This window comes from Actinoplanes siamensis, from assembly GCF_016862395.1.
Lineage (GTDB): Bacteria > Actinomycetota > Actinomycetes > Mycobacteriales > Micromonosporaceae > Actinoplanes > Actinoplanes siamensis.
This window is the reverse complement of record NZ_BOMW01000021.1, coordinates 126,021-148,177: the sequence shown is the minus strand read 5'-3', so window position 1 is coordinate 148,177 and position 22,157 is coordinate 126,021. Positions and strand designations below refer to the sequence as shown.

Here is a 22,157-nt window from a genome sequence, read left to right as displayed (position 1 = left end):
AGAAAGCGGGGCGCAGGGGGAAGGATCCAGGCCATGACGACCATTGATAACGGAGTCAACGTCCAGGCGCTGCTCGACGCGCGGGAGGCGCTCAAGTCGGCCCCCGAGGCCGCCCAGTTCACCTGGCGCGCCTCCAGCACCTGGACCAAGGGCGTGCACAGCACCACCACCGTGCAGAAGTTCTTCGGCCTCGGCCAGGAGCAGACCCACAAGAACGAGACGGTCTTCGCCGCCGACCACCCGGAGGTGTTCGCCGCCGAGGACAACGGCATCACCCCGATCGAGTACCTTCTGGTCGGCCTGGCCGGCTGCCTCACCGCGGGCGTCGCGTCGGTCGCCCAGAACCGGGGCATCCAGCTGCGCTCGGTGGAGGCCACCGTCGAGGGCAACCACGACATCCGGGGCATCCTCGGCGCCGACAGCGACGTGCGCAACGGATTCAACGACGTCAAGGTGACCTTCCACATCGACGCCGACGCCTCCAAGGAGGAGATCGAGGCGCTGGTGGCCCAGTCCCAGAAGCGCTCGGCGGTCTTCGACGCGCTGACCAACCCGACAGACGTCACCGTGGAAGTCGCCTGAGTTGTCCGTCGAGCGCGTCACCACTGTCGTCGTCGGCGCCGGGCACGCCGGCCTGGCCGCCAGCCACTTCCTCACCGCCCGGTCGATCGACCACGTCGTCCTCGAACGCGGCGAGGTGGCGAACTCGTGGCGGCGCGAACGCTGGGACTCGATGCGACTGCTCACGCCGAACTGGCTGACCCGGCTGCCCGGCCTGGCCTACGCCGGCCCGGACCCGGACGGCTACCTGACGGCCGGCGAGGTGTCCGCTTTCATCGAGCACTTCGCCGCCGTCGCCCGAGCCCCGGTGCGGGCTCGCACGAACGTCGAACACCTCGGGCGTACGGACACCGGTTATCGCCTCACCACCAGCGGCGGCGAGCTGGAGTGCCGGTCGGTCGTGCTGGCCACCGGCGCCTGCAACGTCCCCACCGTGCCGGCGTTCGCGGCAGCCGTGCCGTCCGGGGTGGAGCAGCTGACGCCGTTCGGCTACCGCGACCCCTCCTCGGTGCCGGAGGGCGGCGTCCTGGTCGTCGGCGGGTCGGCGACCGGCGTCCAGATCGCGGCCGAGCTGCAGCGATCCGGGCGGCAGGTGGTGTTGTCGACAGGCGGGCACGTCCGGCTGCCCCGCCTGCACCGCGGCCGTGACGTGCTGTGGTGGATGGACCGCTCGGGGGTCTGGGACCAGCGATACGACGAGATCGAGGATCTGCCCCGGGCGCGGCGGCTCCCGTCGCCGCAGCTGGTCGGCAGCCCGGCGCGCGAGACGCTGGATCTCAACGCGCTCACCGATCTGGGCGTCTCGCTGGTGGGCCGGTGGGCCGCGGTCCGGGACGGCTGGGCGCTGTTCTCCGGTGGGCTGCGGAATGTCTGCTCGCTCGCCGACCTGAAGATGAACCGACTGTTGTCCGGGTTCGATCAGTGGGCCGGGATCACTGAGCCGGGCGTTCCGCTCGCGCCGACCCGCGTGCCGGACCGGCCGCGGCTGAGGCTGGACCTGCGCGGCGGCGAGATCAGGACGATCGTCTGGGCCACCGGTTTCCGCCCCGACTACAGCTGGCTCGACGTTCCGGTGCTCGACGGGAAGGGCCGGTTGCGCCACGAGGGCGGGGTGGTGGACAGCCCGGGGTTGTACGCGCTCGGCCTCCCGCTGCTGCGCCGCCGCCGCTCCACGTTCCTCAACGGCATCGAGGACGACGCCCGGGCCGTCACCGATCACCTGGCCGGGGCCCTGGCCGTGGCCCGCTGATCACGCGGTGGTTGCCCGAGCGGAACCTCGACGGTCATCCGGGGCGCCCCCTCCAGCGGCTCGTCGATCGCGTGGGCCTATGGTCGCGCGATGGATCTGGCAGAGGTTCGGGACGCTTACGGCTCGCTTTCGCGGCTTTACATCTCGCTGGTCGGCTCCATCGAGCAGGTGCACGCCGACGATCTGGACATCATCGGGCGGCACCTGACGATCCGGCCCGGCCGGGTGCTCGACCTGGGCTGCGGGCCCGGCCACCTGACCGGACACCTCCGGTCGCTCGGGGTCGACGCGGTGGGCGTCGACATGGTTCCCGAGTTCATCGCTCACGCGCGGGCGACCCATCCGGACGGTGAGTACCACCTCGCGTCGATGCGGGACCTCGGCGTGGCGGACGGTTCCGTCGCCGGGATCCTGTCCTGGTTCTCGCTGATCCATCTGCCGCCGGAGCAGGTCGACGAGGCGCTGGCCGGGTTCCGGCGGATGCTCGCGCCCGGCGGGGTGCTGGTGATCGGGTTCTTCCCGGGTGATGCGGTGGCCGCCTTCGACCACAAGGTGGTGACGGCTTACCGCTGGCCGGTCGACGAGCTCTCGCGGCGGCTGCGGCGGGCCGGCTTCACCGAGGTCGAGCGCCGGCAGCGGCCGGCCGACGGCACGCATCGGCCGGTCGCCGCGATGGCCGCCGTGGCGCGCCCGGCGCCCGTCGGGTAGCGCGCCCGGCCTCACCACGGGTGGCGACGGTCGACTGGACTCCTTGTTTACAGAGAGGAATTTAAGTTTTACGATCCCTTAACGCAAGGTTTCGCACATCCTCGCGCACAACCGAACACCGGAGGCCGCCGTGCAACGTCGTACGCTCCTGGCCGCAGCGGCCGCCGTCCCGTTCGCCGGCGTCGGCCTGACAGCGGCGCCCGGCTACGTCACCAACCGGGCCCCGCTGCGACCCGACGCCTTCCTGCGGCTGCCGCCCGGCGCCACCCGGGCCGGCGGCTGGCTGGCGACACAGCTGAATCACCAGCTCGACGGCATCAACGGCCGGATGACCGAGATCTCGCACTTCCTGCGGTACGACGAGACCGGCTGGATCCACCCGGATCTCGAGGGCTGGGAGGAGGTGCCGTACTGGCTGAAGGGTTTCGCCAGCCTCGGCTTCGTGACCGGCGACGCCCGGGTCCGGGCGGAGACCACGACCTGGGTGAACGGGGTGCTGGCGACGCAGGCGGGGGACGGCTTCTTCGGGCCGTCCGCGCTGCGCGCCAGCCTGGGCGGCGGCCCGGACTTCTGGCCGCACATGCCGATGCTGCACGCGCTGCGGTCGTACGCCGAATTCACCGGCGACGCTCGCATCGTACCGTTCTTCACCCGGTTCTTCCGGTTCGTCAACGCGCAGGGAGCCGGCGCGTTCAACCAGAGCTGGGGGAGTCTGCGCTGGGCGGACACGCTGGAGGTGGTCTTCTGGACCTACAACCGGACCGGTGACGCGTTCCTGCTCGACCTGGCCCGCAAGATCCACGCGAACTCGGCCGACTATGTGAACAACCTGCCGTCGCCGCACAACGTCAACCTGGCGCAGGGGTTCCGCGAGCCGGCTGTCTACTCCGTGCTCAGCGGCGACGCGGCACATCTGCGGGCCAGCTACGACGACTATCAGACCGTCATGAGCACGTACGGGCAGTTCCCGGGCGGCGGCTTCGCCGGTGACGAGAACGTCCGCCCCGGGTTCGGCGACCCGCGGCAGGGTTTCGAGACGTGCGGCATCGTCGAGTTCATGGCCAGCCACGAGATCCTGGCCCGGATCACCGGCGACCCGGTCTGGGGCGATCGGGCCGAGGACCTGGCGTTCAACTCGCTGCCCGCGGCGCTGGACCCGCGGCAGCGCGGCATCCACTACGTCACCAGCGCGAACAGCATCGCGCTGCTGGACCGGCCGGGACATGCCGGGCAGTTCCAGAACGGGTTCGCGATGCAGGCGTACATGCTGGGCATCGACAACTACCGGTGCTGCCCGCACAACTACGGGATGGGCTGGCCGTACTACGTCGAGGAGATGTGGGTGGCCACGCCGGACGGCGGACTGGCCGCGACGCTGCACGGGCCGGCGACGGTGACCGCCGCGGTTGGCGACGGGACCAAGGTGACCATCCGGGCGGACACGGCGTACCCGTTCGAGGACACCGTCACCTACACGGTCTCGGTTCCCGAGGCGCTCGCCTTCCCGGTGTACCTGCGGGTGCCGGGGTGGTGTGCGGATCCCGCGCTCAGCGTGAACGGGAGCGCTGTGCCGGTGACCGCCGGACCGTCGTACGCCCGGATCGTGCGGACCTGGGCGAACGGCGACCGGATCGTCCTGCGCCTGCCGATGCGGGCGAGGACGCGGACCTGGGCGGCCAACCACGGCTCGGTGTCCGTGGACTTCGGGCCGCTCACGTTCTCGCTGGCCATCACCGAGAACTGGGCGCAGACCGGCGGGTCGGCGACCTGGCCCACCCGTGAGGTGCGGCCCGGCTCGGCGTGGAACTACGGCCTGGACGGGGCGACGCGGTTCGCGGTGACGACCGGGCTGGGCAACGCCGACGACCCGTTCACGCCCGCGAACGCCCCGATCCGGATCACCACGCCGGCGCGCCGGATCCCGGGCTGGCAGGCCGACGCGGACACGATCGTGACGCCGCTGCAGGACAGCCCGACGCCGTCGGCCGAGCCGGTCGAGCAGGTCACGCTGATCCCAATGGGAGCGGCCCGGCTGCGGATCACCGCGTTCCCGGTGATCGGCGCGGGCACGCCGTGGCAGACCGCCGGGGTCGCGTTCCGGCTCCAGAACCAGAACAGCGGCAAGGTGCTGGGCGTGGACCGGATGTCGACGGCGAACAGCGCGCGGGTGGTGCAGTTCGCCGACAACGGGACGGCCGATCACCGGTGGCGGTTCGTCGACGACGGCGACGGCTGGGTGAAGATCCAGAACGTCAACAGCGGCAGGCTGCTCGGGGTGGACGCGATGTCCACAGCCGACTCCGCGCAGGTGGTGCAGTACGAGGACAACGGTACGACGGATCACCTGTGGCAGGTCCTGGACAACGGCACCGGCTACGTCCGGCTGCGGAACCGGAACTCCGGCAAGGTCCTCGCGGTGGCCGGGGCGTCGACGGCGGATTCCGCGAACGTGGTGCAGTTCGCCGACAACGGCACCGCCGATCACAACTGGCGGCTGATCCCGGACGGAACCGTGAAACTGCAGGCCACCCACTCCGGTCAGGTGCTGGCGATCAACAACATGTCGACGGTCGACGGGGCCCAGCTGCAGCAGTACCCGGCGGTGGGGTCGGCGGACCACGTCTGGCGGTTCCAGGACGCCGGCAACGGGTGGTTCGCGATCGTCAGCGCGATGGACGGCAAGTGTGTCGACATCTCCGGCCAGTCGACTGCCGACGGCGCCAAGGCGGTGCAGTGGGGCTACCTGGGCGGCGCCAACCAGCAGTGGCGGCTGGCCTGGTCGGCGGCGAACGTCTTCGCGCTGGTGGCCCGGCACAGCGGCAAGGTCCTGGAGGTCCAGGGCCGGTCGACGGCGAACAGCGCCGACGTCGGCCAGTGGGCGGATCTTGCCCTGCCCAGCCAGCGCTGGCGCATCATCCCGGCCTGAACCGCGCTCCGCCGGGTCCGGGCGACGCCGTGAAATGGGGGCAGGCGGCGCGCCGCGGCGTGGGGTAGGCGGCGCGCCCGGCGGTTCGGGCGCACGGCGGCCGGGCCGGGGCCGCGACGGCCGTCCGGCGGGGCCAGTGGTCACCCGGGGTCCGGGTCCACGGTGACGTGGGGCAGGTCGGCCAGGGTGAGGACGTGCTGGGCGACGCTGCCGGCCGGGGCGTACAGCCGCACGCCCGGCGCCCGGTAGAGGACCGCCACCGCGGCGCTGGCCAGCAGCGTCACCGCGGACAGGTCGACGGTGACCTCCCGCGTGCCACCCAGTGAGCCGCGGCCCAGCTCGGTGGCGAGCCGCTCGGTGTTCACCGCGTCCAGCGCCCCGCGGACGACGAGCCGGCCGCCCCGGGTGTTGAAGATCGCGGCCGGGTCGGCGGGCCGGAACTCGGCGCCCCGGCCGATCTGGTCGTCGGTCAGCGCGGTGGCCGGGCAGGACAGCCGGTGCCGGACGGTGACCGTGGTGCCCGACCCGCTCCGGTCGACGTCCAGCTCGTCGACGAGCGCGGTGGTCATCGACAGGCCCAGGCCTTTGTCCCGATCGTCGTCGTGACCCTCCCGGGCGCGCCAGCGGCCGTCGTCGGCCACCACGACCCGGGCGGTGCCGTCCGGCTCCAGGTCGGCGGTGACCGTGACGGTGTCGCCTCCGCTGTGCTCCGCGGCGTTGGTGACCAGCTCCACCACGGCGTGGGCGAGCGCGGACAGGTCGCCCTGACCGGTGGCCTGCGCCAGCAGCCACCGCACGAGCGCGTCGCGGGCCGGGCGGATCGCGCCGATGTCGGCCGGCTGCCGCAGCCGCAGCGGGGCCGCCGCGGTGCGGCGCTCGGCGGCCAGCAGGGTGATGTCGTCGGTGTGACCGGTCTGGCGGACCAGCAGCTCGAGGCTGTGCAGGCAGACCCGCTCGGCCGCGGGGAGCTCCGAGTCGTCCAGGCCGCGCCCGGCGACGGCGTCCATCGCCACCTGGGAGAGCTCGACCGTGGCGGCGGCCGGGACACGCCCGGGGCGCTCGATGATGCCGTCGCTGTAGAGCAGCAGCACCTCGCCCTCCTCGAGCCGGTCGGTGGCCAGCGTGTAGTCCGCGCCGCTGCCCAGCGCCCCGGCTGCCGGGCAGGTCAGGTAACGGGCCTGGCCGGGGCCGGCGACCAGCGGGGGCGGGTGGCCGGCCGAGCAGTAGGTGAGCGTGCCGTCGGCGGGGTCGAGCACGGCCACGCACATGGTCGCGGACCGGGCGCCGGGCGCCCGGCGGGCGAGCCGGTCGGCCGCGGCGATCGCCACCAGCGGGTCGCCGGTCTCGTCGAGCCGGTCGTGCAGCACGGTCCGCAGCTCGCCCATCGCCACCGAGGCGGCCACGCCGTGGCCCACCACGTCGCCGACGACCAGGGCGATCCGGCCGCCGGAGAGCGGCACCGCGTCGAACCAGTCGCCGGCCGCGGTGTCACCGGACTCGGCCGGCAGGTAGGTGCCGGCCATCTGGACAGCAGGCAGCACCGGCAGACCGGTCGGGAGCAGCTGCTCCTGCAGCGCGGTGATCACCTCGCGAGCGTCCTCGTAGCGGCGGGCAGCCTCGGCCGTCTCCAGCCGCGCGCGCTGCTGCTCCAGCACCCGGTCGGTGGCGTCGAGCCCGACGAAGTTCAGCCCGGTCACGCGGCCGTCCGGCCCGACCCGGGGCGAGATGGTGAAGTCGAGATACATTTCGACGAGCTGTCCGGAGCCGGGCTCGCGCTCGATGTGGGTCCGCCAGCCCTGCCCGACCTGCGGAACGCCGGTGCGGTAGACGCGGTCCACCATCTCGGCCAGTTGCTGCCCGGCGAGCTCGGGGAACACCTCGGACAGCGGTGAGCCGACGACCTCGGAGCGCCCCAGCAGCGTCCGGTAGGCGGCGTTCGAGGCGATCACCCGGTGCTCCGGGCCGGCCAGGCCGCAGAGCAGGATCGGGGCGGTCTCGAAGACCTCCCGGACGGCGCCGGCCTCGCCCACAGACTTGTCGAGAGAACCCATCTTTACTCTCCGGAGTCGGGCTTATCTACATATTGTAGTTTATTGTCGCGGTCCTGTTTTTGCCCGAACGGGCGGTACCATGCGATCTATCACCCCGACAACCCGGGAGTCCGCCGGTGGCCGAAGCTGATGTCCAGAATTCGTTGGCCCAGGTCAGCAAAGCGGCCGAGCAGTACGGCGTGACGGACGCCGAGGTGGATCGCTGGCGTGCGGGCATCCAGGAGCGCCCGGCGTGGGCCCAGCGCGCCCACGTCTCCGGCATGCTGGCCCAGCGGCTGGTGATGACCGCCCTGGAGCATCGCCAGGAGTGTGACCGCGCGGATTGCCGCACGTGCGCCGGATTGCGCGAGATGCTGGTGATCGCGTTGGCCGGGGTGCGCACCGTGGTCGACGACCGGCTCGACGAGCTCTACCGCCGCCCGGCCCGCTGGCCGTGGCGCCGCCGGAGCCTTTAGGGCCTTGCGGCAGTCCTGCTGTAGGTATTTACTTTCCTCGCTCTCGCGGTTGCCTGTGGGCGCCGTTCGCCATGCCGTCAGTCCACTGTGGAGGCTGCGGCGCCCGATCCTCTGCGGGGAAGAGGTGATTGTGCCGCATGTCCATCGACAAGTTCGGCTACCGGCAACAGCTGCGGCGTGAGTTGCGGATCCGGGACCTGATCGCGTACGGCCTGGTCTTCATGGTGGTGATCGCGCCGTTCGGCATCTTCGGCAGCGTGTTCCAGGCCAGCGGCGGCATGATCGCCCTGGCGTACGTGGTCGGCGCCCTGGCCATGATCCTGACCGCCTCGTCGTACGGCGTGATGGTGGAGAAGTACCCGGTCGCCGGCTCGGTCTACGGCTACGCCGGCCGGGCCATCGCGCCCGCCGTCGGCTTCCTCACCGGCTGGGCCATCCTGCTCGACTACGTCTGCATCCCGCTGCTGCTGTCGCTGGTCGCCGGCGCGGCCATGAACTCGATCGTGACAAGCGTGCCGGTCTGGGCCTGGGTGATCATCTTCGTCCTGGTGAACACCGTGACGAATGTGCTCGGAATCAAGACCACCAAGCTGCTGAACTGGCTGTTCCTCGCCGCCGAGCTGATCATCCTGGTGATCTTCCTGGTCTTCGGCCTGATCGCGATCGCGGACGGCAAGGGCCACGGCTTCAGCCTCGACCCGTTCTACAACGGCACCAGCTTCACCTGGTCGCTGATCCTCGGCGGCGTCTCCATCGGCATGCTCTCCTACCTGGGCTTCGACGCCTTGGGCCTGCTCGCCGAGGACGCCGCGGACGGCGCCCGCACGGTCCGCCGGGCCATGTACCTGTCGCTGCTCGTGGTGGCCGGCCTCTTCGTCGCGCAGACCTACGTCGCGGCGCTGCTCGTGCCGGACCCGGCCGGCCTGATCGCCGACGGCGACGCGACCGGCTCGGCGTTCTACGACGCGGCCGAGATCGCCGGCGGCCACTGGCTCGGCACGCTCACCGCCCTGGCCACCGCGTTGGCCTGGGGGATCGCGAACAACATGGTCGCCCAGGTGGCCACCAGCCGGCTGCTGATGGCGATGTCCCGGGACGGGCAGCTGCCCACGTTCCTCTCCCGCGTGTCGCTGGCCCGCTCGGTGCCGACCAACGCGATCCTCACCACGGCGACCATCTCCCTGGTCGTCGGCCTCTGGATGGCCAGCCGCGAGGACGGCATCACGCTGATGAGCGCCATGGTCAACTTCGGCGCCATGATCGCCTTCATCGTGCTGCACGCCTGCGTGGTCTGGGAGTGGATCCGGACCGGCCGGCAGGGCGGCGCCGGCCGCAACCTGATCGTCCCGGTGCTCGGCGCGGCCGTGCTGATCGCGGTGATCTGGAACGGTAACCTGCTGGCCCAGACCGTGGGCCTGATCTGGCTGGCCATCGGCGCGATCGTGCTGATCGTTCTGCTGGCCACGGGCCGCAAACCGACCCTGCCCGAGGTGCCCGCGGACGACGAGCCCACCACGAACCCCACGGCGGTGTCCCATGTCTGACCCGATCCACCTCCCGGCCGACCCGGGACAGTACGGCTACACCTTCGGCGGGCGGGAGCCGATCGTCTCGGTCAAGCCCGGCGCCCCGATCGCGCTGCGCACGCTGGACTGCTTCGGCGGCAAGGTGCGCACCGTGGACGACCTGCCCAGCCAGGTGTGCGAGTTTCCGTACCTGAACCCGGTCACCGGGCCGATCTTCGTGGAGGGCGCGCAGCCGGGGGACACCCTCGCGGTGCACATCGTGTCGCTGACACCGGCCTCGCCGGTCGGCATCTCCTCCACGTTCCCGCACTTCGGCGCGCTCACGTCGACCGGCTACACCCGTACCCTCCAAGCTCCGCTCGAAGAGCGGGTCTGGCTCTACGACATCGACCTGGCCGCGCGGTCGGTGCGCTTCCGGGCCCGCCGCAGCGAGTTCGCCGTCGACCTGCCGCTGGCGCCGATGCTCGGCACGGTCGGCGTGGCGCCGGCCGCGAACGAGGTGCGGCAGACCATCGTCCCGGACGTGCACGGCGGGAACCTGGACACTCCGCTGCTCGGGCCGGGCGCCACGCTCTACCTCGGGGTCAACGTGCCGGGCGCGCTGCTCGCGCTCGGCGACGGGCACGCGCGGCAGGGCGACGGCGAGGTCTGCGGCGTGGCCGTCGAGGTCGCCATGGACGTGACAGTCGTGGTCGACGTGATCTCCGGTGTGCCGACCGGCACCCCGCGGCTGGAGACCGACACCCAGCTGGTCTCGCTCGGCGCGGCCCGCCCGCTGGAGGACGCCTTCCGGATCAGCCAGGACGACCTGGTCCGGCACGTGGCCGAACTGACCGGGTTGGACCTGCTCGACGCGTACCAGCTGGTCTCGCAGACGACCAGCGCCCGCGCCGGCAACGTCGTCGACCCGCAGTACGTGATGAGCGCCGGCATCGACAAGAAGTACCTGCCCGGCACCGTCGCCTACGGCGGCGTGCACGATCGGCTGCGGGCCGGCTGATCCCCGATGCGACGCCCCGGACTCGACCCGACCCTCGTCCGTGAGCAGTTCTTCCTCCTCGCCCATGACGAGACCAAGCACATGCGGCCCCGGCTGCACGTGCCCTCGCTGGCCGCCGGCCTGGCCGGCGCGACGGTGATGGATCTGCTCATCAGCCAGCGGGTGACCGTCGAGTCCGGGACCGTGGTCCCGGACTGGTTCCAGCGCGAGACCACCGGCGACCCGGTCACCGACGACGTGCTGGCGCTGATCATGGAGAAGGCGCCCGGCCCGGCCCTGCCGGTGCTGATCCGGGCCGCCGCGCCCGGGCTGTACGAGCGGACCACCGCTGCCCTGGTCCACAAGGGCGTGATGGTGGAGGGCCCGCCCCGGCGGTTCCGCAAGAGGGAGTACGAGATCGCCGACGAGGGCGTGGCGGTCCGGGTCCGCGCCAAGGTCGGCTACCGCATCGACGGCCGCGACGCCCCGACCCCGGAGGCCGACTGCCTCTGCGCGCTGGTCGCGGTGCTCGGCCTGCACAGCGCCCTGGTGCGCGGCACCCGGTCGCAGGTCGATCCGCTGCTGCAGCGGGTGGTCCGCGGGCTGCCGGAACGGGCCCGCGCCACCGGGCACCCGGTCGGTCACGCGCCGGCGGTCGCGGCGGCGGTCCTCGGCGTGGTCCAGGACATGGCGACCTCGGCCATGTGAGCGCCGGCCCGGTGGTCAGCCGTCGCGGCGCCCGGTGCGGAACTCTCCCGCCGGCACCGCCGCGACGGCCACGCCGGCGCCACCGCGTCGAATGTGGCGGTTCCGGCCAGGGCCGGCGGCCCCGATTCGGGTTCGGGGCCGCCGGCGGGGTGGGGCCGGGTCAGTACACGTACGGCCAGGCGGACGAGTCCCAGCCGATCAGGTTGATCCCGAGCCGCGCGTCGCCGGCCGACGTGTAGTAGTGGTAGACCAGCACGTCGGCGTCGCTGTCGGTGAAGACCGCCGGATGCCCGGGGCCGTAGACGCTGCCGTGCGTGGCCAGGATCTCCGTGCCGCCGCCGGCCGTGGCCAGGGTGCCGGCGCGGTCCCTGTACGGCCCGGTGATCGACGCCGACCGGGCCACCATCACCCGGTACGTGCTGGACGCGCCCCGGCAGCAGAAGTCGAACGACATGAACAGGTAGTAGTAGCCGCCGTGGTGGAACACGAACGGCGCCTCGACCGACTTGCTGTTCACCGAGCGCTCCGCGATGTTGTGCATCGCGCTGTCGGCCCGCTTCCCGGTCGACGGGTTGATCTTGATCATCTTCAGGCCGGACCAGAACGAGCCGAACGTCAGCCACCACTCGCCGGACGGCGTGACCGTCAGGTTCGGGTCGATCGCGTTCCAGTTGCTGCCGGCCGTCGACTCGATGATCTTGCCGTAGTCGGTCCAGGTCCCGGCCGCGCCGGTGGTGGACCCGGCCAGGAAGATCGCCGACTTGCTGGAGCCGAACGTGGAGGCGGCGTAGTACATCAGATATTTACCGCCCTGGTACGAGATGTCCGGCGCCCAGAGGTTGGCGCTGCCGCCGGTGTACGCGTTGGCCCACGGCGTGCCGCTCGGGAAGGCCTTGCCGGCGTCGGTGAACCTGGTCCGGTCCGGCGACGTCTTCAGGGTGATGCCGTCGCCCGTGGTGGCCAGGATGTACCCGCCACCGGGCTTCTTGACTATGGTCGGGTCGTGCGCGCCGGTCGAGCCGGTCACCACGCCGGGATCGGGGTACGTCGCCGCCTCGGCGCCCCGCACGCCGTAGGTGCCGGCCGCGAGCGCGAGCACGCCGGTGACGCCGGCGAGCAACAGTTTGCGGAAGCGAGACTTCATGGGGATTCGCCTTCCGGGAACAGTGCGGCTCCGATCGGGGACATCGGGCCGCCGGGGAGGAGGGGAACGGCTCCTCGCAGAGTGCGGAAATTTATCGGCATCGATTCAGTTGCCATCATGTTAACGATCACATTCGACAAGTCAAGACACTGCTCGGCAGCATCTGAAACCCACCCGAACGGCGGCACCCGCTCCGGGCCGGCGGCCCGGTCAGCGCGACCGGCCGAAACCCGCCGCGGTGGCCCGGCGCAGATCTCCTTGCGGTCCAGCGGACCCGGCCGGTCCGGGCGCGCTCCGGCGGCGGCCCCTGGACCGACGCGTGGTGATCGAAAGCGCTCTCCAGCACGCCCTCACCCCGGGTCACCGCCGGCGCGCGGTGAACCACATCCCGCCGGTCAAGCGGCGGATGGTGCTGGCCGAGTCCAGCTTCCGGGGCGGCGGCCGCCCCGAGGACCAGCCCTGAGACACGCCGGCGACGGGCGGCAGGCGGTCCTGCCGCCCGTGCCCGGCTCACGCTCCGGTGATCAGATGCTCGTGCCGGCTCAGCCAGTACGCTGCGGGGAACACTGGCCGATCACCGTCGACCTTGGCAGCACCGCCGCCGCGAAACCGTCGCGGACAGTCTCCCGGCCGGGCGGCCGGGCCCCGCAGGACCCGGCCGCTGCGGTTCCTCTCAGCAAGCGCCGTTGCAGGCGAGGGCCTTGAGGCGGTCCAGTGCGCCGTTCCACTGGTTGGAGTCGCCGGCGAACGGGCCGCTGCTGGAGTACTGCCAGAACGACCACGTCGGCGCGCCGGCGGGCAGCGTTCCGGGGGTGCTGCTGTAGCGCGCGAGCCACAGTGGTGAGTTGGCCCAGAAACCGCTGTAGTTTCCGGTACAGGTGGTCCACCAATCCGTGGTGGTGTAGATGGTGGCCCACCGGCCGGTCCGGGCGTGGTAGCGGTTCAGGAACGCCGCGATCCAGTTGACCATGCCGGACTGCGACAGGCCGTAGCAGGTCGCCCCGTACGGGTTGTACTCGATGTCCAGCGCCCCGGGCAGCGTCTTGCCGTCGGCCGACCAGCCGCCGCCGTGCGCGATGAAGTAGTCGGCCTGTGCGGCGCCGCCGGCGCCGTTGGGCAGGGCGAAGTGGTAGGAACCCCGGATCATCCCGATGTCGTACGAGCCGTTGTACTGCTGCGCGAAGTACGGGTTGGTGTACGAGGTGCCCTCGGTCGCCTTGACGTACGCGAACCGTGACCCGGCCTGCCATTGCGCTGACCAGTTGACGTTGCCCTGGTATCCCGACACGTCCTGCCCGTACGTCACCGTGGCGGCGTACGCACCGCTGCTGAACAGTGCGGTCGCGAGCAGGGTGGCTGCCGCGGACAACAGGGCCAGTAATCCCAGCCGCGGCCTGCGGGTGATCATGACGCGCCTCCTCGATCCATCTCGTGAACAGATTCCCATGATTAAGTCATCGTTAAGGCGAAGTTTCAAGTGATGTGCATCTATTTCCTGGACGCCGCCTATGTGTGCGGGTCCTATGCGGAGCGATGCCGGGCGGCGACCGCCCTGCGGTGACCCGCTCGGTCCACCGCCCGTGCCCCGAAGAAGACGCTGTTTCTGGACAGACCGATCGTCACGGTCGTCCACGCCACCACGCGCAAAGCGAGCCGCGTGCTGCTGATCCCGGAAACCGCCAGCCCCCGGACCCGCAGCGGGACCGTGCCGTGCTGGTCGCGTACGAATGCCCGGCCAGCGCGGCGAACTGCGCGCCGCTGTGGTCGCTGGCGCAGGCGCCGGGCACACCGGCGGATGTGGTGATCGCAACGACGAGCCGTACCCCTGGACGCGTCCTCCGGCGACCAGAACCGGCACCGGCTGTAGCGAGCCGGGAACCGGCGAATCAACCGCACTTTGGACGTCCCAGCCGTCGTTCAGCTACGCAAGGACACCGAAGGCCGTGTCAAGCCCCGCGTTTGACCAGTTCTTCGCGGCGCGGGCCGGTGCCGAGCAGGGTGTGCGCGATCGCGCGGTCGCGTAGCGGCCGGGCATGGCCGTGCAGGTCCCTGCGAGATTGGCGGCCACGGTCACCGCCCGGACCGCCGCAGCGCCGACACGGGGACGGCCTCGCCCGCTACCCGCAGTGCTTGACCTCGGCACACCCCCGACCACCCCGAACCTGCCCGCCAGGCCGCCGCCCGGCGTGCCATACCCGGCCCGACACCAGCACTACAGCGCGCGACCCCACGATGATCAGCAACCGTACCGTCCTGGCCGAGCACTCTCATACCGTGGGCCAGCCGCTACGCGCAGTCACGCCTGCGTCGTCGACGATTTGGGCTCGTGCCGAGTTGAGTGCGTCCGAGCACGTCGAGACCGCCGTCGAGACGCCCCTCATCTACGGAAGGTGATCAAGCTGCGAGAGCGACGACGACCGCTAACACGAATCCGGCCATTGCTCCCCGCGCGAGAGCTGCGGCCAGCGCCCTCGCGCGGCCCGAAAGAGCCAGTAGGCCGCACCCGGCCAGGGACCAGAAGAGGAACACGGCGGCGGCGAACAGCCCGAGTTGCGACTGCATCTTCGCGTCGCTGCCAGACAAGCCCTGGCCCTGTAGGAGTAGCAGCATCGCAAGGAGAATCTGGGGCAGCGATCCCAGAAAGCCGAACAACCAAGTCCGACGGGAGCCTGTGGCCGATCGGCGGCTTGATCCTGAGTCCGCTTGCCGGAACATGCATCCCCTTCGCCCGTGGTGACTGGTGGTAGGACTCTGCGTTCGTGGCAAATCATCTCCTGTTGCAGGGAAGGCCAGGATCGGTTCGCTCAGAATCAGTGACGCCAACCGGCCAACGCCCTGGTCTGCCGCGATCCGGCCGTCCGAGGTGGCGTCGTCGCTGCCGACGGTGACGTCTGGCGGGCTTGAGCGATGCAGCTCAACGTGCGGATGCCGGCTGGCAGACGGAGTGCTGCGGTACGCCTTTCCGAAAGGCCGCCCGGCTCGGGGCTGACCGCCCCGCGTGAGCCCACCGATCTGGCCCGTCTGCGGGAGTGCTGGATTCTCGGCCCCGGTGCCGGGCTTCGGTCAGGATGGATGGGCGGCATGCCTCATGCCGTCCGTCGACCCGGAGGTGCCACGTGCTGCTTACCATCGTCGCCGACTACGGCACCGGTGATCTGGCCTTCGCCGAGGTACGTCAACGGCTGGCGCTACTGCTGCCCGAGGCGGACGTGACCGCCATCCCGGTGCCCCCGTTCGACACCGTCAGCGCCGGATTCTGCGTGGCTCAGCTGGCGTTCGGGGAGGGACCCGCGGACCGGGTGATCTACGCCAACGTGGCGCCTCGTCAGGACAGCGATGCGCCGCGGGCCGGCAACGCCGGGGAGCGGCTGGTGGCATGCCGGCTCCGGACGGGTGTCCTGGTCGTCGGCGTCGCCGCCGGAGCCAGCATGTCTTTCCTCGCCGAGGCCGGGTTGCCGCTGCGCGCGGTGCGGGTCCCGGATGCCGGTTCGCAGTTCCGCTCGCGCGATGTGTTCCCCGGCGCCGTCGCCGCCCTGGCCCGGGGCGACGCCTCGCTGCTGGGACCGGAAGTGACCGTGGCGGCACCTCCGCCACGGTCGGTCGTCTACGTCGACGGCTACGGCAACCTCAAGACCAGCTGGTACGACGCGCCGGCCGACGTGGGTGCGCGGGTCCGGGTCGACATCGGTGGTCGGCAGGTCGTCGCGGTGGTCAGCGACGGCGTCTTCGCGGTGCCCGACGGGCAGATGTCCTTCGCGCCCGGTAGCTCCGGCTGGCCGACGGGCGACGGCCGGCACCGCGCCTGCTACGAATTGTTCGCCCGTGGCGCCAGCGCCGCGGAGCTGTTCGGCCATCCCGGCGCTGGCACCCCGGTGCAGATCCTCGCCGGGTGAGCCGGCGGGACGACCGGGGGTCCGACCGGTCCCTGAGCGCCCCGCCGCGGGTACTGTTCGGGCCTTGGAGGCTGTCGCCGCGGACGACCTCCGTATTACCGAGTCGCCGATTACTCTCCGTGTATGCCGAACCGGATAATGCGTGAAACGCACCGGAGTCCCGTGGCGGGATGGCGCAACGAGCCGACGAGCCTGGCCAAAGGCGACCGGTATCGGGCTTGTCGGTCCAGGCTCCGTCCAAACGCCGGTGAGAGCGGGCGCGGCTGAAGGCTGCCGTGCGCGTGCCGCGCTCAGCGGCTGTCCCGTAGGCGGCAATCGCTCTGAAAGGCCGCGCCCCCATGTCCGTAGTGAGAGGCTTTGAGGCGGTATACGCACCACTCACGAGGGACACGCGGGGGAGAAATGAAGATTGCTATCGTGCTGGGCAGCACCCGGCCGGGCCGCAACGGCGAAGCGGTGGCGCGGTGGGTGTACCAGCTCGCCAGCAAGCGCAACGACGTGCAATTCGAGCTGATCGACATCGCCGAGTACAACCTGCCGCTGCTCGACGAGCCCGTACCACCGTCGATGGGGCAGTACGGCAAGGAGCACACGAAACGGTGGGCGGCCAAGATCGCCGAGTTCGACGGGTACGTCTTCGTCACCGCGGAGTACAACCACGCCCCGTCCGGCGCCCTGAAGAACGCCCTGGACTACCTCTACGCGGAGTGGAACAACAAGGCGGCCGGTTTCGTCGGGTACGGCTCGGCGGGCGGCGCCCGCGCGGTGGAGCAGCTGCGCTTGGTCGCGGCCGAGCTGCAGCTGGCGACCGTACGCGCCCAGGTGGCGCTCTCCCTGTTCACCGACTTCGAGAACTTCAGCAAGTTCCAGCCGGGCACCCACCACGAGCCGGCCCTGAACACGATGCTCGACCAGCTCGTTGCGTGGAGCCGCGCGCTGAAATCGATGCGTGAGCAAAGCCAGCTCGGCACCGTCTACCAATCCTAGGGCGTCGGCGCGCCCCTGCTGGACGCGATCCACAGCGTGCACGGCCGGCCGGGCGCTGCTCCGGACGAGCAATCGCCGTCCCGCGCCCACCTGGTGCGGGACGGTGGAGCTGGACCAACGATCCGGAATGATTTCCATCGATGTGGGTGCTGCCTTGTGGGGCGTACCGAACCGCCGATGGGAGCCGATCCATGCACCGAATCCCCCGATTGCCTCCCGGCTCGCTGGGCTCCGTGATCGCTGGGGTGAACGGTTGCTGGAGGAGGCGCATCGGATCGGCCGGCGAGTGGTCGAAGGAGGAGGGGCCGGCTCCCGCCGCCGGCATTCCCGGTAGTAGCGTGTCGGCGGTGACCGACCAGAGCCGATCAACGTTGATTGACAAGATCGCGTGGATCCACCTGAAGGACCGGCGAGTGCTGAGCACCAGGTCTACCGGTAAGGACGTCTATTACCTTCCGGGCGGCAAGCGTGAGGCCGGCGAATCTGACCTGGAAACGCTGGTCCGCGAGATCCATGAAGAGCTGTCGGTCCAGATCGATGCCTCGAGCGTTGTGCATTTGGGAGCCTTCGAGGCCCAGGCACACGGCCATTCCGCCGGCGTCACCGTCCGAATGACGTGCTACACGGCCGGCTACACCGGCGAGCTGACTGCCTCGAACGAGATCGCCGAAATCATCTGGCTGACCATGCGTGACCGGGAGAGGGTCTCACCCGTCGACAAGATCATTTTTGATCATTTGTACGAAAGGGACTTGCTGAGAGATTGACTCGGTGGCCCAGCATCTTGCCCGACTCCGTTCACGCGCAGTGCCGGACCCCGCGGGCTGGGCGCGCCTTGTCCGCGGCTGATGCGGACGCATGGACCGGCGGCTGGATCCGTCCTCATCCGATCGGCTAAGTGCTTCAGCTCGTAAGTCGTTCGGGGGTTGACGGTTGGGCGTATCTGTTCCTCGGCGGCTTGACGCTGCTCGGGGGTCAACCGGATCAGTTGCAGGCGCTGACGCAGCTCGGGCCGACCGGAATGCGGCGTGACCCTGCCGTGGCAATCGCCGCATCACCGAGGCCACCCACCGGGACAATCTCGACATGACCAGGCCATTTCCCATCCTCGGCCGCACCGGACGATGTTGAAACGGCCGTGCTTACTGAATAGTCAAGACGATTTTGCGCGGTGCCCCGGCCCCGCCGACAGACGTCAGTCTTTCTGCCTCCGCAGTCCGCCTGATCTATCAGGACACATCCGGTAACCCTGCGGCCCCTATCGGCAGCAACGGAAAGTATCAACGTGCTAGCATAGCCAATTGACGAACGCATGATCCACCATTCGGCCTCCAGATCCGGCCACAAAAGTCACACTTATCCGATGTGATTATTGTTTGGGAAGCGCCGTCACGCGGGGGCCTTTCACTCGGCATGAGGAAGGTTGGAAAGACAGATGCGCTTTATCAAGAAGCTGGCCGCCGGCCTTGCCGGGACAGGAATTGTCGCCGGTGCGGTCGTAACGTCCGCAAATCCGGCGCTCGCAAGCAATGAAACCCGCGCGGGATGCCCGTCCGGGTACGTTTGCCTTTACAATACGACCAGCTACGACTCGGGCATCCTGGCGAAGTGGTCCAGCAGCGGTGCGCACAATCTGAGCAACGTCTACAACGACCACGTCATCTACAACAACCAGACGGACAACTGGATCTTCAAGGTCTGCACAGGCTACAACGGCGCCGGTTGCGGCGCGGCCTATCCCCAGGACACCGCGTGGGTCCTTAACTTCACTCCGATCAACTCCGTCTACGTCGGACCATCCTGAGCGTGGCGTTCTACAACGGAACTGATCAGTTTGTCGACCAGGGCGATTGAGCGTCCCCGACACAGCCGATCACGAGCCGCTCGCGCCGTACGCGCGGCAGTCGCGGTCGGCGAAACCAGCTCAACCTCGTAGCTCCGCCACGACGCAAGGTCGCAAGCGGGTCAGCGGCATGAGTGGAGGTTGCAAACTCTCGCTCACAGCCCGGAGACAGGGTGCCGTGACATCTGGCGGAGTGGCAAGGACGAAGGCGGTGAGGAGCTGGCGGGACGTGCTAGGGCCGCACGGGCCGGTGGACGGCCGTGCGGCCCGGTGGTGGTGGATCAGACTCCCAGGGCGCGGAGCTGAGGCAGGGCGGATTTGGCGGTGGGGCGGCTGGTGTTCCTGGTAGCGCGGTCCTCAGCCTCGGTGCGGTCAGGTTCGCGCAGGTTGCCGGTGACCCAGTCGGAACTGCCCTTGTCACCGTTGTAGGCGGTGCACTCCCACCACTTGTCGACCGGGTAGCCGGGATCGCGGGCGCGCATCTTCACGCAGTCGGTCGGGGTGAGCTTGGCGACGACCGCTTCGTAGGCGCGGATCTCGCTCCGAAGGACGAGGTCGGTGCCGTTGACGAAGCCGGCCTGGGCACGGGCCGCGAGAACGATGGCGAAGATCGGACCGATAACGAAGCCGATCTTGTCGACCGCCTGGGGGCTCTGCACCGCGTTCGCGAACGCGCTGGCCTGGGTGGCGCAGCTCGTGGCGTTCTGAGCCCACGCCCGCAGTGTGTACTCGTCCATGAAGTCGATGTTGAGGAACTCGATGGTGTGGGCTTCGAGGCAGCCTTCCACCTCGGCGGCGGCGATGGCGTCGATCTGCGCGATGATCTCGGTTCTGTTCTGCGCGATAGCCGCCTTGATCTCGCGGATCGCGGCGTCGAGGTCGCCGCCCCCGCCCCCGCCTCCGCCCCCGAGCAGGTAGCCAGCCACGTTGATGCCCAAGCTGACCCAGTCGATGGCGAACGCCTGAGCGGCGGCGGTTTCGGTCGGGGGCCTGGTCTCGCTGGTGGTCGCGGCGGCCTGGGCCGGCACACTGGTGCCGGCCACCGCGATCGACACCGCCAGGCCGGCGGCGGCCAGGCTGTTCAACAGTCGTGCTCGCACTGGGACTCCTATGGCTGCTTCAACGTGGGCAGGGTTTCCTTGGCTACTTTCCAGCTGGAGTTGACCGCGGCGGCGACCTTGAGGTCATCCACATTGACCTGCGGACGTGTCCATTCGCCGGTCACCTTGTTGAGAGTTTCCGTGGCCGTCGCCGTCTCACCATTGGCCGCCTTGCACAGCCAGGTCTTCGAGTACCAGTAGGCGTCGTTCTCGGTCCAGGTCGGCTCGCACTGCGGCTCCAGCTTCTCCACGATCTTCTCGTTGGCCTGGATGTACCGCTGGCGGAGCAGGCTTCTGGACTCCGGGGTGTACCCGGCGTCTCCGGCGGCCACCTCCGCCATCGCGTACTTGACGTTGAGGGCGTGACCGATGGCGTCGGCGGCCTTTTCGTCCTGGGTGGCGTCCAGCTCTCTCTTGTCGACCGAGGCGGAGGTGATGATCCTGCTGGTGAGGTTCCGCACCCACCGTTGGTCGTGGCGGAACTGCTCATAGTTGGCGTACTCGATGGCGAATCCGTCCATCTCGCCCAGCGCCCGGGCGGCGACGTGCCCGTCGATGTGGCTGATGACCTCGTTCCGGGCCTGCCCGACCAGGCCGACCACCTGTTGGACCAGCGCCTCGACCTCAGCCTGGGTCAGACCCCCACGGGCGATCCTCAGGGCGGTGAACACCAGACTGATGACCGAGCCGCTGACGTCCTGCGCTCGGGCCGGCTGAACGCTGCTGGGCACCGCGACCCCGACCGCCAACAGCGTGGCGATCAGGCCGCGTACCAGTCTTCGTCGCACATCTGCTCCCTTCGTCCTGCCGGGAGTCTGTCGGCGCCGAAGGGCGCGCGTCTTCGTCAGCCGTGCGCATTTCCTCAGTGACGTTTGTCAACCCGCGTAGTGGTCCACGGCGAGCGTCCGCGCTACCGTCGCACTCAACAGCCGCACGCCGGCGGTCGAGCTGGGGTCGATGCCGGTGACCTCGCCCACGCGGCGCAGTCGGTAGTCCAACGTGCGGGGGTGGATGTGCAGCGCGGTGGCGGTGCTCGTGCGGTTCATGTCGTGGGCGTAGTAGGCGTACAGCGTCGCCACCAGGTCCGGGCCGGTAGTGAGCGCCCTGGCGTAGCTGCGCAGCCAGCCGTCGACCGCCGGGGCACGCGCGACCGCCATCTCCACGAACAGGTCGGTGATGCCGGGCAGGCGGTCCGGACGCTCCTGCGGCGGCGCCACCCGGCTCGCCTCCCGGGCCCAGGCGAGCGCCTCGGCCAGCCCGCCCGGCGGGCCCTGCGCCGCGCCGATGCCGCAGGGCTGCCCGATCAGCGCCGCTGCGGTCCGTACCCGCTGGAGGATCTTCGTGTACGGATTGTGGCCGGGGGTGAGCACGACAACCTCGTCGGCGGCGAGCCAGGTCACCGGGATCCGGTCGGCGGCGAACGCGGCGACCACCTCGGCCTGCGCCTCCGCGCTCACCGGCCGCGTCGTTTTCAGGACCGTGAGATGGTACTGCCCGGCAAGGCGCAGGTCGGCGACGAACGGCTCGACCGGCTCGTCGGCGAGCAGCGCCCTGGCCAGGATCTCCAGCCGCGTCGACAGCATCCGTGCGGCGCCCACGCCCCGGGTGTAACCGCGCAGGTAGGCGCTACGCGCTGGAACGCCCTGGGTGCCGAGCCACCCGACGATGCGCAGCAGGTCGGTGACGTCCTCGGGGCGGGCCAGCTCGTGCACCTCGCGCACCATCACCGCGGTGTGCAGACCGAGCACCTGCTGCTGCGACGGCAGGGAAAGGCCGATCTCGGCCCGCTGCCGGCCCACCGTGGCGATGCCGGCCAGGTCGGCCTTGCTCAGTGGCAGCTCGGCCGCGGCAAGGTCGAGTGAGCGGCGCCGGATGAAGACCGCGAAGTCATACATCCCGATGCGCTCGTCGGAGCCCGGCCGCATGGTCTGGTACTCGTCGACCTCGTTAGTGAACGTCTCGACCGCGTGCCGGGCATTGACCTCGACCCGTTCGCGCAGGGCGTTGAACAGTGCACTCATCCGGCT

At 70.1% G+C, this 22,157-nt stretch carries 18 protein-coding genes and 1 pseudogene; 13 read left to right on the top strand and 6 right to left on the bottom strand.

Annotated features, from left to right (window positions below):
• The first annotated feature begins 33 nt into the window (after positions 1–33).
• From Asi03nite_RS11885 to Asi03nite_RS11870, 4 genes are all read left to right on the top strand, one after another.
• Positions 34–582 (top strand): OsmC family protein, encoded by a 549-nt coding sequence (locus tag Asi03nite_RS11885; protein ID WP_203678982.1) that lies wholly within the window; start codon positions 34–36, stop codon positions 580–582.
• A gap of 1 nt (position 583) precedes the next feature.
• Positions 584–1,810 carry an NAD(P)-binding domain-containing protein gene (locus Asi03nite_RS11880; RefSeq protein WP_203678980.1) on the top strand — a complete coding sequence of 409 codons (1,227 nt, stop codon included), beginning with the start codon at positions 584–586 and terminating at the stop codon, positions 1,808–1,810.
• 90 nt (positions 1,811–1,900) lie between these two features.
• Positions 1,901–2,518, top strand: a complete 618-nt coding sequence (locus tag Asi03nite_RS11875; RefSeq protein ID WP_203678978.1) for a class I SAM-dependent methyltransferase — start codon at positions 1,901–1,903, stop codon at positions 2,516–2,518.
• Positions 2,519–2,648: 130 nt separating this feature from the next.
• A complete protein-coding gene (locus tag Asi03nite_RS11870; RefSeq protein ID WP_203678976.1) occupies positions 2,649–5,444 on the top strand; it encodes an RICIN domain-containing protein in 2,796 nt (931 codons plus the stop codon).
• A gap of 140 nt (positions 5,445–5,584) precedes the next feature.
• Here the strand turns inward: Asi03nite_RS11870 and Asi03nite_RS11865 are convergent, their stop codons facing one another.
• On the bottom strand, positions 5,585–7,495 hold the full coding sequence (locus tag Asi03nite_RS11865) for a SpoIIE family protein phosphatase (protein WP_203678975.1): 1,911 nt from the start codon (positions 7,493–7,495) through the stop codon (positions 5,585–5,587).
• A 116-nt stretch (positions 7,496–7,611) separates the two neighbouring features.
• Here Asi03nite_RS11865 and Asi03nite_RS11860 point away from each other — a divergent pair, with 116 nt between their 5' ends.
• The 4 genes and pseudogenes from Asi03nite_RS11860 to Asi03nite_RS11845 all read left to right on the top strand — a co-directional run bounded on the left by Asi03nite_RS11860 (position 7,612) and on the right by Asi03nite_RS11845 (position 11,163).
• Positions 7,612–7,950 (top strand): hypothetical protein, encoded by a 339-nt coding sequence (locus Asi03nite_RS11860; protein ID WP_203678973.1) that lies wholly within the window; start codon positions 7,612–7,614, stop codon positions 7,948–7,950.
• A gap of 137 nt (positions 7,951–8,087) precedes the next feature.
• On the top strand, positions 8,088–9,494 hold the full coding sequence (locus Asi03nite_RS11855; RefSeq protein WP_203678971.1) for an APC family permease: 1,407 nt from the start codon (positions 8,088–8,090) through the stop codon (positions 9,492–9,494).
• Positions 9,491–10,476, top strand: a pseudogene (locus Asi03nite_RS11850) (acetamidase/formamidase family protein). Before Asi03nite_RS11855 ends, Asi03nite_RS11850 begins: the two are co-directional and overlap by 4 nt.
• A gap of 6 nt (positions 10,477–10,482) precedes the next feature.
• Positions 10,483–11,163 carry a GOLPH3/VPS74 family protein gene (locus Asi03nite_RS11845; RefSeq protein ID WP_203678967.1) on the top strand — a complete coding sequence of 227 codons (681 nt, stop codon included), beginning with the start codon at positions 10,483–10,485 and terminating at the stop codon, positions 11,161–11,163.
• Between the two features lie 160 nt (positions 11,164–11,323).
• Here the strand turns inward: Asi03nite_RS11845 and Asi03nite_RS11840 are convergent, their stop codons facing one another.
• Positions 11,324–12,307 carry an arabinan endo-1,5-alpha-L-arabinosidase gene (locus Asi03nite_RS11840; RefSeq protein ID WP_203678965.1) on the bottom strand — a complete coding sequence of 328 codons (984 nt, stop codon included), beginning with the start codon at positions 12,305–12,307 and terminating at the stop codon, positions 11,324–11,326.
• 319 nt (positions 12,308–12,626) lie between these two features.
• On the opposite strand from Asi03nite_RS11840, the gene Asi03nite_RS11835 reads away from it, so the two are divergent.
• Positions 12,627–12,770, top strand: coding sequence for a hypothetical protein (locus tag Asi03nite_RS11835; protein ID WP_203678963.1), 144 nt, complete (start codon positions 12,627–12,629; stop codon positions 12,768–12,770).
• Between the two features lie 210 nt (positions 12,771–12,980).
• On the opposite strand, the gene Asi03nite_RS11830 is transcribed toward Asi03nite_RS11835, so the two are convergent.
• Entirely contained in the window at positions 12,981–13,715 is a 735-nt protein-coding gene (locus Asi03nite_RS11830; protein WP_203678962.1) for a GH25 family lysozyme, read from the bottom strand.
• A gap of 1,708 nt (positions 13,716–15,423) precedes the next feature.
• Between Asi03nite_RS11830 and Asi03nite_RS11825 the strand changes: the two genes are divergently transcribed.
• From Asi03nite_RS11825 to Asi03nite_RS11810, 4 genes are all read left to right on the top strand, one after another.
• A complete protein-coding gene (locus Asi03nite_RS11825; protein ID WP_203678960.1) occupies positions 15,424–16,200 on the top strand; it encodes an SAM hydrolase/SAM-dependent halogenase family protein in 777 nt (258 codons plus the stop codon).
• Between the two features lie 402 nt (positions 16,201–16,602).
• The gene (locus Asi03nite_RS11820) at positions 16,603–17,187 is read left to right on the top strand and encodes an NADPH-dependent FMN reductase (protein WP_203678958.1); all 585 of its coding nucleotides are present in this window, start codon (positions 16,603–16,605) and stop codon (positions 17,185–17,187) included.
• A gap of 347 nt (positions 17,188–17,534) precedes the next feature.
• On the top strand, positions 17,535–17,954 hold the full coding sequence (locus Asi03nite_RS11815) for an NUDIX hydrolase (protein WP_239102624.1): 420 nt from the start codon (positions 17,535–17,537) through the stop codon (positions 17,952–17,954).
• Positions 17,955–18,622: 668 nt separating this feature from the next.
• Positions 18,623–18,991, top strand: a complete 369-nt coding sequence (locus tag Asi03nite_RS11810; protein ID WP_203678955.1) for a hypothetical protein — start codon at positions 18,623–18,625, stop codon at positions 18,989–18,991.
• Between the two features lie 320 nt (positions 18,992–19,311).
• Here Asi03nite_RS11810 and Asi03nite_RS11805 read toward each other — a convergent pair whose 3' ends face one another.
• The 3 genes from Asi03nite_RS11805 to Asi03nite_RS11795 form a co-directional block, all read right to left on the bottom strand.
• Positions 19,312–20,130, bottom strand: a complete 819-nt coding sequence (locus tag Asi03nite_RS11805) for a hypothetical protein (protein WP_203678953.1) — start codon at positions 20,128–20,130, stop codon at positions 19,312–19,314.
• A gap of 8 nt (positions 20,131–20,138) precedes the next feature.
• Entirely contained in the window at positions 20,139–20,918 is a 780-nt protein-coding gene (locus Asi03nite_RS11800; RefSeq protein ID WP_203678952.1) for a hypothetical protein, read from the bottom strand.
• A gap of 87 nt (positions 20,919–21,005) precedes the next feature.
• A complete protein-coding gene (locus Asi03nite_RS11795; RefSeq protein ID WP_203678950.1) occupies positions 21,006–22,151 on the bottom strand; it encodes a PucR family transcriptional regulator in 1,146 nt (381 codons plus the stop codon).
• Positions 22,152–22,157 lie beyond the last annotated feature (6 nt).

What these genes read in the sequence shown, in the direction of transcription:
- Asi03nite_RS11845 (WP_203678967.1), top strand. Translation starts at nt 10,483, where the DNA reads ATGCGACGCCCCGGACTCGACCCGACCCTCGTCCGTGAGCAGTTCTTC.
- Asi03nite_RS11885 (WP_203678982.1), top strand. Translation starts at nt 34, where the DNA reads ATGACGACCATTGATAACGGAGTCAACGTCCAGGCGCTGCTCGACGCG.
- Asi03nite_RS11840 (WP_203678965.1), bottom strand. Translation starts at nt 12,307, where the DNA reads ATGAAGTCTCGCTTCCGCAAACTGTTGCTCGCCGGCGTCACCGGCGTG.
- Asi03nite_RS11795 (WP_203678950.1), bottom strand. Translation starts at nt 22,151, where the DNA reads ATGAGTGCACTGTTCAACGCCCTGCGCGAACGGGTCGAGGTCAATGCC.
- Asi03nite_RS11820 (WP_203678958.1), top strand. Translation starts at nt 16,603, where the DNA reads ATGAAGATTGCTATCGTGCTGGGCAGCACCCGGCCGGGCCGCAACGGC.
- Asi03nite_RS11875 (WP_203678978.1), top strand. Translation starts at nt 1,901, where the DNA reads ATGGATCTGGCAGAGGTTCGGGACGCTTACGGCTCGCTTTCGCGGCTT.
- Asi03nite_RS11865 (WP_203678975.1), bottom strand. Translation starts at nt 7,495, where the DNA reads ATGGGTTCTCTCGACAAGTCTGTGGGCGAGGCCGGCGCCGTCCGGGAG.
- Asi03nite_RS11855 (WP_203678971.1), top strand. Translation starts at nt 8,088, where the DNA reads ATGTCCATCGACAAGTTCGGCTACCGGCAACAGCTGCGGCGTGAGTTG.
- Asi03nite_RS11810 (WP_203678955.1), top strand. Translation starts at nt 18,623, where the DNA reads ATGCGCTTTATCAAGAAGCTGGCCGCCGGCCTTGCCGGGACAGGAATT.
- Asi03nite_RS11830 (WP_203678962.1), bottom strand. Translation starts at nt 13,715, where the DNA reads ATGATCACCCGCAGGCCGCGGCTGGGATTACTGGCCCTGTTGTCCGCG.